Raw genomic sequence first — 12,125 nt, 5'->3', positions numbered from 1 at the left:
CAGGAGACAGCCCTGACATGTGGTTGTCGTTCGTTGCTGTGAGTGTTGGCGCCGTCATCGGCGCCAACCTTCGTTGGGCTCTGGGATTGTGGTTGAACACGACATACCATGCCGTTCCTTACGGAACGCTGGTTGCCAATCTCAGTGGTGGTTGGCTGATCGGGCTGCTGATCGGTTACTTCAGCCATGGCACCACGCTGGCACCGGAGTGGCGGCTCTTTGCCATAACCGGATTGTGCGGTGCGCTGACCACCTTTTCGACGTTTTCACTCGAGATGTTTGCTGCAATCCAGGACGGCAAATGGGCCATGGCCATCACCGGTATTCTGGCCCACGTTGTCGGCTCCATCCTCATGACTGCACTGGGAATTTACACCTTTGGCCTGGTGAAGGGATGATGAGTACCACTACCTACACAAATTCTCGAAAATACCCTTGGCAAGCTTCGGATTCAGGAGTAGAGTGAAGGGCGTAGGAAAGATTCAGTAAAGCATTTCATGAATAAGACGTACCTCCGCAGTTAGTAGTGACCGTCCTGTTTTTGATTCCGCGAGTTCTGTATTTCCGCAAAACGCTGACCTGACACCATGAAGGTGCGAGGCGGCAGATAATATGATTGATTTCAGGAAGTTTAAGTATGTCTACTACTACCGGTACTGTTAAGTTCTTCAACGAAGCAAAAGGCTTTGGCTTTATCACTCGTGAAGGCGGCCCGGACGTTTTTGTTCACTACAGCGCTATTCAGGGCAGCGGTTTCAAAACTCTGGCAGAAGGCCAGCAGGTTGAGTTCACCGTTACCCAGGGCCAGAAAGGTCCTCAGGCGGAGAACGTTGTTGCCCTGTAATCCCTGATGGATTCGGCAATAACCGCCAAAAAGGCAGCTTCGGCTGCCTTTTTTAATGGCTGAAAAACGCCTGGCAAGGTGGCACGCTTTTGTCATTTTCCCATCATTGTGTAATCTTTACCGACCTGCTGCTCGTTTAACCGGAAGTCGAGATCTCCAGGAATCATTACATGCTCCGACTGCTCAAGGCCGCCTGGATCCTGTTCTGGGCCATACTGCTCACCCTGATTCTGTTCTTCCCGATTGTTATTGCAGCCCTTTTGGGGAAGCGAGGGGATGCGGCGTTCCACGGCACCCAGATCTATGCATGGATTATCCTGAAAGTCTGCGGTATCCGCCTCAAGGTTCGTGGCAGGGAAAACATCGAGCCCGGTCAGCGATATGTCATTCTGAGCAACCATGCCTCCTATCTTGATCCCCCGGCGCTGGTGCTCGCCCTTGGTCTGCAATATCGGTGGGTGATCAAGAAAGAGTTGCGCAAGGTGCCCCTGTTCGGATTGGCACTGGAAGCCTCGCGGAATTTGTTTATCGATCGTTCGAAAGGCAGTGATGCACTGGAGAACATCAAGCGAGGTGTCGGCCAGCTCCCGGACGGCACCGGCATTCTGATTTTCCCGGAAGGAACCCGTTCGTGGGATGGCAAATTACTACCCTTCAAGAAGGGTGGTTTCGTCATTGCACAGGATGGCGAGCTTCCGATTCTTCCCGTCACCATCTGTGGGTCCCACCAGCGATTGCCCAAGGGAAGTGCTGCCTTCAGCAGCGGTGACATTGAAATCGTCATTCATCCCCCGATGGCGTCCGGGGCTTTGCCGCTGGATGATCTGATGACAGACGTTCGCAACAGTATTGCGTCGTCCCTCTGAAGCAGAAGAACCCGGCCGCCAGGCCGGGTTCCGGTGTTCAGCGCACGGTGTTACCGGGCGAAAATAGCCTCGTAGAAACGCATGGTTCCCTCCCAGGAACGGGTGGCGGCCTCTTCGTCATAACCTATCGGCATGCCGAACTCCTCGGCGACCTTGTCAGCGCCAGGATTGGTGAATGAGTGCAGCACGCCGGGAAAGCTCACCAGGGTGAGATCGACTTCTGCATCCTGCATCTCCTTCACCAGGCCGGCGACCTGGTCCGAGGGAACCATCTTGTCGGCACCACCGGTGTACACCTGAACCCTGGCCTTCACTGTTCCGGCTTCGGCGGTTATGGGGCTGCCAAGCGCACCGTGGTAGCTGACGACGCCGTCCAGATCCACGCCCATACGTGCCATATTCAGGACCACCGCGCCGCCGAAACAGTAGCCTTGTGCAGCAATGCGGGACGCATCAACGCTTTCATGGTTTTGCAGGATCTCCATCGCCTTCATGAAGCGCGCCTTCACCTGATCCATGTCCTTGGTCGCTTCCTGCATGAACTTCTGGGCGGTATCAGGGTGGTCCGCCTGCTTGCCGGAGCCATACATATCCAGGGCAAACGCGGTATAGCCGGCGGCGGCGAGCCGCTCTGCCTGATCCCGGGCGAATTCATTGTGGCCCCACCACTCATGCACCACCAGAACACCCGGGCGCTTCTCTTCGAACTCATTATCCCAGGCCATGTAACCGGTGAAGGTGGTTTCACCGACCTTGTATTCAACGGTCTTGGTTTGCATTTCTGCCAGTACCTGCGTGCTTGCCAGCGCTATTGAGAAGGTTGCGGCTGCCGCTGTTGCTTTTAGGGGTGTCATGATCTGTCCTACTCCTTTTGGGTCGGATTGTCTTTTTGTCCGGAAATCTACGCCCGGAACCGGTAAACCGATGCAATCAGTTGCCAATCCAGTATAGGACCTTTTGACTACACTACAGTCAGACACCTGCAAATCCCGAATGATCTGGAGGTTGTGTATGAGGATCGGTGTACCCAGGGAAATCAAGAACCGCGAATACCGTGTAGGCATGACACCCGCTGCCGTTCATGAGCTGTGCGGCAACAATCATGAGGTGTTTGTGGAAACCGGAGCTGGCCTCGCCATTGGCTTTTCCGACGAGGATTATCGGCAGGCCGGAGCGCGAATTCTTGAGACGGCCGGGGAGGTTTTCGATACCGCAGAGTTGATCGTCAAGGTCAAGGAGCCCCAGGCCGAAGAGCGGGCCATGCTGAAGCCGGAGCACACGCTTTTCACCTATCTGCATCTGGCCCCGGACAAAGCGCAGACGGACGACCTGGTGAAGTCCGGCGCTACCTGCATTGCCTATGAGACAGTGACCGACCGTGGAGGGCACTTGCCCCTGCTGGCGCCGATGTCGGAAGTCGCCGGGCGCATGTCGATCCAGGCCGGTGCCCATTGCCTGGAGAAAGCCATGGGCGGTCGCGGCGTGCTATTGGGCGGCGTACCCGGTGTCAGTCCGGCGCGAGTAGCGGTCGTTGGTGGCGGAGTTGTCGGCCAGAATGCGATTGCCATGGCGGTCGGATTGGGTGCCCAGGTCACGGTTCTGGACCGCAACATGGACGTACTCAGAAACCTGGACCATCTCTACGGCAACCGCATCACAACCCTGTTTTCAACGGCCCAGACTCTGGATCAGGCGGTGACGGAATCCGATCTTGTCATCGGCAGTGTGCTCATTCCAGGGGCCTCTGCGCCAAAGCTGATCACCCGCGATATGATCCGCCGGATGCCGGAGGGAAGCGTTATCGTGGACGTTGCCATTGATCAGGGTGGCTGTGCCGAAACCTCCCGGGCCACGACGCACGACGATCCCACGTATATTGTTGATGGTGTGGTACATTACTGCGTGGCGAATATGCCGGGTGCCGTTGCGCGCACGTCGACTCTGGCGTTGAATAACGTCACCTTGCCTTTTGTGGCGGCCCTGGCCAATAAGGGTCCGGATCGGGCGATGAAGGAAGATCAACACCTCAGGGCCGGGCTGAACGTGGCCGCGGGCAAGGTGACCTACAGGGAAGTGGCAGAAGCGACCGGGCACCCATACACCAACCCTGAATCCCTGTTGGGATCCTGAGTGTGAAATCCCCGGAGAAACCATGAAACTGATCGGATCCACTACTTCACCTTACGTTCGGCGCATTCGTATCCTGCTGGACGAAGAGCCCTATGAATTCCTCAATCTCAATATCTATGGTGAAGGCCGGGACGAGCTGCGGCGAAACAATCCGACCCTGAAAATTCCGGTACTCGAAGACGGTGGCAAGGAAATCTATGATTCCCGGATTATCGCCCGTTACATCAGTGCCAAACAGGGCCGCGATCCGCTGACCTGGGATCAGGAAAACCAGCTGACCATGATCGATGGCGCCAATGACTCCGCGGTCACCTTGCTGCTCTCGGAGAAGTCCGGAATCGATACCGGCGCCGACCTGATGTTCTACAACCTTCAACGTGAACGCATCATGACAACTTTGCGCACGCTGTCGGCAATGGCGGAAGAGGGCCAGTTCGAGGAATGGAATTATCCGGCCATCTGTCTTTATTGCCTGGTGGACTGGCTGGATTTCAGGGACCTGGTGGACTTTTCCGGTGTAGAGAGCCTGTTATCCTTCCGCGACAGCCACAGGGATTACCCCTGGGTTGCCGAGACTGATCCGCGCAATTCCTGACTCCGCGCGGCCGGCAATCGCCGGCCGCCGCCTCCAGCCAAGGCTGAAAAAAGCTTGCCCGATCATCCTGCGTCATTTTGCTTTCGCAATCGCTGTTCTTGACTATAGTTAAGATTAAGGAACAGCGTCTGATCTGCCGGTTACCGCGTTCCGTACGTATAAATACCAACAATAGAAGAGAGAGGGGGTCATCCATGCTCCTGTCACATGCGTTCGGTCTCTTTACCCATCCTGATGAAGAGTGGGCTTCCATAAGAAAAGAACATGAAACTCCGCGCCGGGTCTATGTTGCCTATGTTCTGATTCTGGCGGCGATAGCTCCCATTTGTGCCTATATATCGACTGCCTATTTCGGCTGGACGGTTGGCAATGAGCGGCTGATCAAGTTAACCGAGATCAGTGCAATGCAGCTCAGCGTGTTGACCTATCTGGCAATGCTGGTCGGCGTTTTTGCGCTGGGTTATGCCATCAACTGGATGGCAAGAACCTACGGCGCCAAGGAAGAACACGTACCCTCGAACGGTATTGCCCTGGCAGCCTACTCCTGCACTCCTCTGTTCCTCGCAGGATTTGCCCTGCTGTATCCAGTGCCCTGGTTCAACGCCATCGTCTTCCTGGCCGCCGCCTGCTATGGCGCCTATCTCATGTATGACGGGCTGCCGATTGTCATGGGCATCGAAAAGGAGCGGGCGGTAATGTACGCCGGAGCGTTGCTGACCGTCGCCCTGGTGATCCTGGTATCCACTCGCGTGGGTTCCGTCATTCTCTGGAACTTCGGAGTTGGTCCGGTATTTATCAGCGGATAAACCGGGTTTAAACGGACCGTAAAAGGGGGAGCCACTGGCTCCCCCTTTTTTCTTTTCTGTGGGGGCGGTCCCCTGACTATTCTGTCTTTGATGCAGCGCAAACCACCCCGGGTGCTTTCCGGGGTTTAATGGGGTGTTGCAATGGCAGGGAGCTCTCAGGGGATGTCGGAATCGGTGGTCTTGAAAAACGGCGAGTGCGAGCAGCGGGAGCCGGAGTGGCATGTGCTTCAGTCCGCGGAAGCAAGGCAGGAGCTCAAAGCAAAGGAGCCCCTGTCTGAGGATGAGGTTCGCCAGCGCCTGGCCCGCCATGGCCCAAATGCTTTGCCGGAGGCTCGTGCAAAGGGGCCTTGGGCGAGACTGGGACGGCAACTCAAGAATTTCCTGATTTACGTACTGGCAGGGGCCGCCGTAATCACGGCGAGCCTGGGCCACTGGGTGGATGCTGGCGTCATTCTCGCTGTTGTTGTTATCCAGACGCTGGTGGGCTTCGTTCAGGAGGGCAAGGCCGAGCAGGCCCTGTCGGCCATTCGCCACATGCTTGCGCCCAAAGCACGGGTCATGCGTTCTGATGGCCAGCATCAGATAGATGCTGCCAATCTGGTTCCGGGCGATACGGTACTGTTGGAGCCCGGAGACCGGGTGCCCGCCGATCTGCGTCTGGAAAAGTCCCACAACCTGAAAATCGATGAGGCCATTCTCACGGGTGAGTCCGAGGCTGTTGATAAATCAACAGGGTCGGTGGCTCCAGATGCTCCGTTGGGGGACCAGTCCGGGATGGCCTTCTCCGGCACCATGGTTGCGACCGGGACCGGCCGTGGCGTTGTGGTTCGAACCGGCGCGCGCACTGAGATCGGTCGCATTTCCGGACTCCTCGCTCAGACCACAACTCTGAAAACCCCCTTATTGGAGCAAATGGACAGGTTCGCCCGAATCCTTTCCATCATCGTGATTGCCGCCGGCATTGCGATTTTTGTTGGCGGAGCTGCATTCAGCGGTCTGCCATTCCGGGAACTGTTTATGGCAGTGGTTGGGCTCACCGTTGCCGCGATACCCGAGGGCTTACCAGCAATTCTCACCATTACCCTGGCCATCGGTGTGCGCCAGATGGCACGCCGGCAGGCCGTGGTTCGCCGAATGCCGGTTATCGAAACCCTGGGCGCGGTGTCGGTAATCTGTTCGGATAAAACCGGAACGCTCACCCGGAACGAAATGATGGTCACTCGGGCGGTGTTATCCGGGGTTCAGCTCGAGGTGACTGGCGAAGGCTACGATCTTGATGGTGCGGTAAACGCCGAAAATGGTCACCCGTCGGACTCCACTCTGCTGGACGAACTTGCCCGGGCCGCCGCCCTTTGTAACGACGCCCATGTTCACCATGACTCAGGCAGAATCCGAATCGCCGGCGATCCAATGGAGGCCGCGCTCTCCGTGTTTGCCCGCAAAGCCGGGTTTGATGTTGATGGCAGCGCCGCCGACTGGCCCCGGAAAGATGAGATCCCTTTCGATACCGAGAATCGCTTCATGGCCACGCTGAATCATGACCACCACGGCCACAGCGTGATCTACCTCAAAGGCGCGCCGGAGCGGATCCTGGATATGTGTAACAGCGAGGTTGCCGAATCCGGGGAAACCAGCGAACTGCGCCGGGATTTCTGGGAGCGGGTTATCACCGAAATGGCATCCGATGGTCTCAGAGTGCTGGCCCTTGCCCGGAAGCCCGCAGAACGTGGCATTGGCGAACTGGCCATTGAAGATCTTGAACAGGGTGCAGAACTGCTTGGACTGGTTGGTTTGCTGGATCCGCCAAGGCAGGAAGCCATTCGGGCCATTGCCGAGTGCCACGATGCCGGAATCCGGGTGAAGATGATTACCGGTGATCATGGGATCACGGCAGGCGCTATTGCCCGCAAGCTGGGCCTGAAAAATACCGGGCGGGTTCTGACTGGTAAGGAATTGGACCAGCTGGATGATGATCAACTTCGGGATCTTGTTGGTGAAGTGGATGTCTTTGCCCGGACCAGTCCCGAACACAAATTGAGGCTGGTCACTGCGCTGCAGGCCCTGCATGGAGTTGTCGCCATGACCGGGGACGGGGTCAATGACGCACCGGCCCTCAAGCGGGCGGATGTGGGTATTGCCATGGGGGTGAAGGGCTCGGAGGCTGCGAGGGAAGCGTCTTCGGTGGTGTTGCTGGACGACAATTTCGCCAGTATTGCGGCAGCCGTGCGCGAGGGGCGAACTGTTTACACCAATCTCAAAAAAGGCATTGCCTTTATGCTGCCCATTAACGGTGGGGAGTCTATCAGTCTCGTTACCGCCCTGTTGCTTGGGCTGACCCTGCCCATTTCGGCACTGCAGATTCTCTGGGTCAACATGGTCAGCTCTGTGGTTCTGGCCATGACACTGGCGTTTGAGCCCGCGGAACCCGATGTTATGAAGCATCCGCCAAGGGGGCGGAATGAGTCCCTGCTTCGGGGATTCGTGGTCTGGCGTGTGGTCTTCGTTTCACTTCTGTTCCTTGGTGGCATTTTTGCTGCCTGGTACTGGGCCATGCATCATCATGGTGATGAGAGCACTGCCCGGACCCTTGCGGTTAACACGCTTGTGGCAATGGAAATGTTTTACCTGTTTGCGGTGCGATACCTGGATTCAGCGTCAATTACCCTGCGCGGGGTGTTGGGTACGCCGATCGTCCTGTTGGCAGTCGCCGCGGTTATTGCATTGCAACTGCTGTTTACCTATACGCCCTGGTTCAACGAGACCTTTGGCACGCAGGCGTTGAGCGTTGAAATGCTCGCGTTTGCAGCGGTTTCCGGTGTGGTGGTTCTGGTGATCCTCGAAATCGAAACGGTTGTCAGAAGGCGTTGGCTCAGGGCAGGCCCCGGGTAATCACCGCCGGGTCCCCCCGGCCTTCTACCGCTGCCAGCTCCGCACTGGACAGCCATTCGCCCGGCGGCTTGTCCATCACGCTGGCACAGGCAGCCAGGGCATGGCCCCAGGAACAGCCGTTGGCAAACAGCATGCCGGCTTCATTCAATGTCCCGCCGCGGTTGATGTAGCCAAGAACCCGGGCCTGCGACGGTTCCGGGAACAGCGGATGGAGATGGCCCCGGAAGACCTCCGGGCGCATGTGCGTGAGAGCAACCCGTCGGCGAATGCGGTGGGGGAACAGGCGCTCCCGCTCGAATTCGGACAGGCATACCTGGGCTTCCATGGTGTCCCTCGGTTGGCGGAATCTGCCGGGTTCCTGGATATAGACCAGGCGAAAGGGGGTGCCGGTCTCCCTCAGGCGTTCACAGGCTCTGATTGACTCGGATAACTGGTAGGCGCCATTGGCGATGAGCAGCAATGGTTCACCGGACGAGGTATCTTCATCCACCACCAGGGCCCCGTGCCTCGCCAGCAGTTCCGCTTCCCGGGTGTCGAAGACGCAGGGGCGTTCCCGTTTCGGGATCACCATGCAACTGATCGTGCCCCTTTCACGGAATACCGATGGCAATGTTGCCAGGGTGCTGTTGTAGTCGGCCGGAAACACCACCCGGGAGACGTCGTTCATCTCCGCGAGCATGCTTTCGCAGAAGGTGGTGTCCTGATGGGATTGCTCGTTCTTGCCATTTTCCCAGGTGTGTGAGGTGGCAATAACCGGCAAGCCGAGCCAGCGGGCAGGCCGCCCGATTTCTTTCTGGTGCCGGGCAAAAATCAGCTCCTGGCGGATGGCGCCAAGCATTTTCACGCAGAAGGCCTCATAGCTGGCGACCAGATTCAGCCCCGCCTTATTGGCCAGACAAGCCGATACCACAGATTCTTCGTTCAGTGCCGTGATGATCTTGCCGTGCACCGACTCCTGATCGTTCTCGGGATCGTTCACCCGGTGCTTCAGATCATCCAGCACTCCGCCAAGACGATTGCTTGCCAGCTCGTCCGGATTGCCCACTCTGGCCCTGAGGTCGGGGTTCTGGGCTACCAGCGCCCGGAAAAAATCATCCACAGCCTTCATCGGCGAGGTGCATTCCCGACAGGCTGGAAGCCGGGGGATTATCGGGTCCGGTGGATTGCGGGTCGCGAGAGCATGATCACGCTCAAGTGGGCGAGATTGCCCGGCGTGCTGGTTAAGATGAGTGATAGCGTTTTGAAGCTGATCCGGAGCCACCCACAATCTGGCGGCATGCTCGTTAAACAGCTCCCTGGCCCGGGCATCCATTCGCGGGTTTCCGGGCAGTGGCAGGTTGTGGGCTGCATTGCTGCTGGCGCCATAAAAACCATACCCCTTGGTGGTCTCCGCAATGCCATAGGGTACCCGAACGGGATAGCCGCTCTCTCCCCGTAGCGCCGCCTCGCCATTGGTGGCGAGTGCCTGCTCCATTTCATAGAGAGCACAGACAAAGGCGGCAGGATCGCGGCCATCAAAACGGAAGGGCACAAAGCCCCTGTGTTCGAGATGCGCTTCAAAACGTTCGAGACCCTCGCGGGTGCCCAGCTCGGTTCGCTGTTCAATGCGCCGTCCATTGGCAATCATAACCGGCATCACTGCGCCGCAGTCCTCGGCGCGCCACCAGCGGGGGATCCAGTCGCTGCCGCGCTGCTCCTCGGCGGCCCCATCAGACAGAAAGGCCACCAGAGACTCACCCGGCAGGGGCATATGGGCGTATTGCAGCTCGGCAAACCCGAGGTAGCCCCCTTCGAGAATACCACCGGCGGTGTGCGGATTGACGTGGCTGCCAAGGGGCGCGGCCATGGTACCGTCCGGCTTCTGGCGGTAGCTGTAGAAATCGGAAACCAGAGTTGAGAGCCCGTCCGGCCCTCGATAACGTTCCGCCTGTTCCGGATGAAGGTTTCCGGTGAGGACGTTCAGGGCGTCCACGGCTGCCACGCAGTGCCCCTGGCCCATCAGCCAGCTCCGTGTGCGTCCGGTCAGATTGTTCAGAGCCAGATAGCCGGCATAGGCCGGCACCATGTTCAGTGCCCCGCCGGTGTGGCCTTCCGGATTGGTCTTTAAGTCCTGAGGCGCCAGCGGCTGGCCGGAGACATCAACCCGGCGGGCGTAGGTCATGTGGACTACCAGCCAGAGACCGGCACTGGTGAGTCTGTCCAGGTCGGCGAGTTTACGATAGACCGTGGCAGCATCGGGCTGGTGGCCGGCAGCAACCAGGTGCTCTGCCAGTAGGCTGACCTGATGTTGCGTGGCTTCACTGTGCTGGATGACGCCATAACCATCGCACCAGCGCCGGAAATCCGGGCAGTCTGAAGCGGCGTGATTCACCGCTGCTGTTTGAATGGGAAATGGCATGAGATGCCTCCATGGCGTCAGTGTGTTCGCGAATTTTAAAACCACCGCTGTGAACTGCCATTGATGCAGGTCAGTCGAAACTGCATCTTTCTACAGACTGCTCCAAGCCAAGCGCTCCACCCGCCCGCGTACAGGCTTGCTCGCCTGCCCGTTGCCGAAAGCCATGGTTTCTGAGAGTCTGTTCGAATAAGCCACCTGATAAGGAGACTCCCATGACGCAAGACAAGAATCAGGACAAGCGCCGGAAATATTCGGCCCCCGTTGTTGATGGCATTGGCAAATCCGCCAGCCGTGCCATGCTTCGGGCCGTCGGGTTTACCGATGAGGATTTCAAAAAGCCCCAGATCGGCATTGCGTCCACATGGAGTAACCTCACGCCGTGCAACATGCACATCAACCAACTGGCCGAGGAGTCGGCTGCCGGAGCCGATGAGGCAGGCGGCAAGTCGCTGATTTTTAATACCATTACCATATCGGACGGCATTGCCAATGGTACCGAGGGCATGAAGTATTCCCTGGTGTCCCGGGAGGTGATCGCCGATTCCATTGAGACCGTGGCCGGTTGTGAAGGGTTCGATGGCCTGGTGGCGATCGGTGGCTGCGACAAGAACATGCCCGGTTGCATGATGGGGCTGGCGCGTCTGAACCGGCCGTCTGTGTTCGTGTATGGCGGCACCATCATGCCTGGCGAGAACCACACCGATATTATTTCCGTGTTTGAAGCCGTGGGTGCCCACGCCCGTGGTGATCTGGATCTGATTGAGGTGAAGCAGATAGAGGAAACCGCGATTCCGGGGCCAGGGTCCTGTGGTGGCATGTATACCGCCAACACCATGGCGTCGGCCATCGAGGCCATGGGCATGAGCCTGCCTGGCAGCTCCGCCCAGAACGCTGTGTCGGAAACCAAGGCGGAGGATTGTCGGGGTGCCGGGGCTGCGGTGCTGAACCTGCTGGAGAAAGACATCAAGCCCAGCGACATCATGACCCGGAAAGCCTTCGAAAACGCCATTACGGTCGTCATCGCCCTGGGCGGTTCCACCAATGCGGTACTGCACCTGCTGGCCATGGCCAGCACCGTCGGTGTCGATCTGGAGCTGGAAGACTTTGTCGAGATTGGCAAGCGGGTGCCGGTGCTGGCGGATCTGCGCCCGAGCGGCCACTACATGATGTCGGAGCTGGTGGCCATCGGCGGTATCCAGCCGCTGATGAAAATGCTGCTGGATCGCGGTCTGCTGCATGGCGACTGTCTGACCGTAACCGGGCAGACGCTGGCCGAGAACCTGGCTGATGTTGACCCCTATCCGGAAGGGCAGGACATCATTCACGCCTTCGACAACCCGATCAAGGCTGACAGCCATCTGCGGATCCTGTTTGGCAATCTCGCACCAACGGGAGCGGTGGCGAAGATCACCGGCAAGGAAGGCACGCATTTTACCGGCCGTGCCCGGGTATTCCATTCGGAAGAAGAAGCCCAGGAGCGGATTCTCGACGGCACAGTTGTGGCCGGCGATGTGCTGGTCATCCGCTACGAAGGCCCCAAGGGCGGGCCGGGCATGCAGGAAATGCTCTACCCCACCAGCTACCTGAAATCCAAGGG

Annotated in this window: 10 protein-coding genes; 8 read left to right on the top strand and 2 right to left on the bottom strand. The window is 58.2% G+C overall.

Annotated elements, in window-relative coordinates:
- Positions 1-17: 17 nt before the first annotated feature.
- The 3 genes from crcB (at position 18) to B2W52_RS10170 (ending at position 1,710) form a co-directional block, all read left to right on the top strand.
- A complete protein-coding gene (gene crcB, locus B2W52_RS10180) occupies positions 18-398 on the top strand; it encodes a fluoride efflux transporter CrcB (RefSeq protein WP_008172952.1) in 381 nt (126 codons plus the stop codon).
- A gap of 239 nt (positions 399-637) precedes the next feature.
- Positions 638-844 (top strand): cold-shock protein, encoded by a 207-nt coding sequence (locus B2W52_RS10175; RefSeq protein WP_008172950.1) that lies wholly within the window; start codon positions 638-640, stop codon positions 842-844.
- A 170-nt stretch (positions 845-1,014) separates the two neighbouring features.
- Positions 1,015-1,710, top strand: a complete 696-nt coding sequence (locus tag B2W52_RS10170) for a lysophospholipid acyltransferase family protein (RefSeq protein WP_286802838.1) — start codon at positions 1,015-1,017, stop codon at positions 1,708-1,710.
- Positions 1,711-1,760: 50 nt separating this feature from the next.
- Here B2W52_RS10170 and B2W52_RS10165 read toward each other — a convergent pair whose 3' ends face one another.
- Positions 1,761-2,564, bottom strand: coding sequence for a dienelactone hydrolase family protein (locus B2W52_RS10165; RefSeq protein ID WP_286802835.1), 804 nt, complete (start codon positions 2,562-2,564; stop codon positions 1,761-1,763).
- 157 nt (positions 2,565-2,721) lie between these two features.
- Here B2W52_RS10165 and ald point away from each other — a divergent pair, with 157 nt between their 5' ends.
- From ald to B2W52_RS10145, 4 genes are all read left to right on the top strand, one after another.
- On the top strand, positions 2,722-3,840 hold the full coding sequence (ald, locus tag B2W52_RS10160; RefSeq protein WP_136629869.1) for an alanine dehydrogenase: 1,119 nt from the start codon (positions 2,722-2,724) through the stop codon (positions 3,838-3,840).
- A gap of 22 nt (positions 3,841-3,862) precedes the next feature.
- A complete protein-coding gene (locus tag B2W52_RS10155) occupies positions 3,863-4,435 on the top strand; it encodes a glutathione S-transferase family protein (protein WP_008173565.1) in 573 nt (190 codons plus the stop codon).
- Between the two features lie 194 nt (positions 4,436-4,629).
- A complete protein-coding gene (locus B2W52_RS10150) occupies positions 4,630-5,241 on the top strand; it encodes a Yip1 family protein (protein WP_008173563.1) in 612 nt (203 codons plus the stop codon).
- A gap of 162 nt (positions 5,242-5,403) precedes the next feature.
- Complete coding sequence (locus tag B2W52_RS10145; RefSeq protein ID WP_273095526.1) at positions 5,404-8,130, top strand: cation-translocating P-type ATPase; 2,727 nt, start codon at positions 5,404-5,406, stop codon at positions 8,128-8,130.
- On the opposite strand, the gene B2W52_RS10140 is transcribed toward B2W52_RS10145, so the two are convergent.
- Positions 8,111-10,528, bottom strand: coding sequence for a phosphoketolase family protein (locus B2W52_RS10140; protein ID WP_286802833.1), 2,418 nt, complete (start codon positions 10,526-10,528; stop codon positions 8,111-8,113). The two genes, B2W52_RS10145 and B2W52_RS10140, sit on opposite strands and share 20 nt — an antisense overlap.
- Before the next feature lie 212 nt (positions 10,529-10,740).
- On the opposite strand from B2W52_RS10140, the gene B2W52_RS10135 reads away from it, so the two are divergent.
- On the top strand, positions 10,741-12,125 hold a 1,385-nt coding region (locus tag B2W52_RS10135), incomplete at its 3' end, for a dihydroxy-acid dehydratase (protein ID WP_286802832.1).

The sequence above is a fragment of the Marinobacter sp. UBA2498 genome (assembly GCF_002341575.1).
Taxonomy (GTDB): Bacteria; Pseudomonadota; Gammaproteobacteria; order Pseudomonadales; family Oleiphilaceae; genus Marinobacter; species Marinobacter manganoxydans.
The sequence above is the reverse complement of the archived record's forward strand: the minus strand, read 5'-3'. Positions and strand labels throughout refer to the sequence as shown.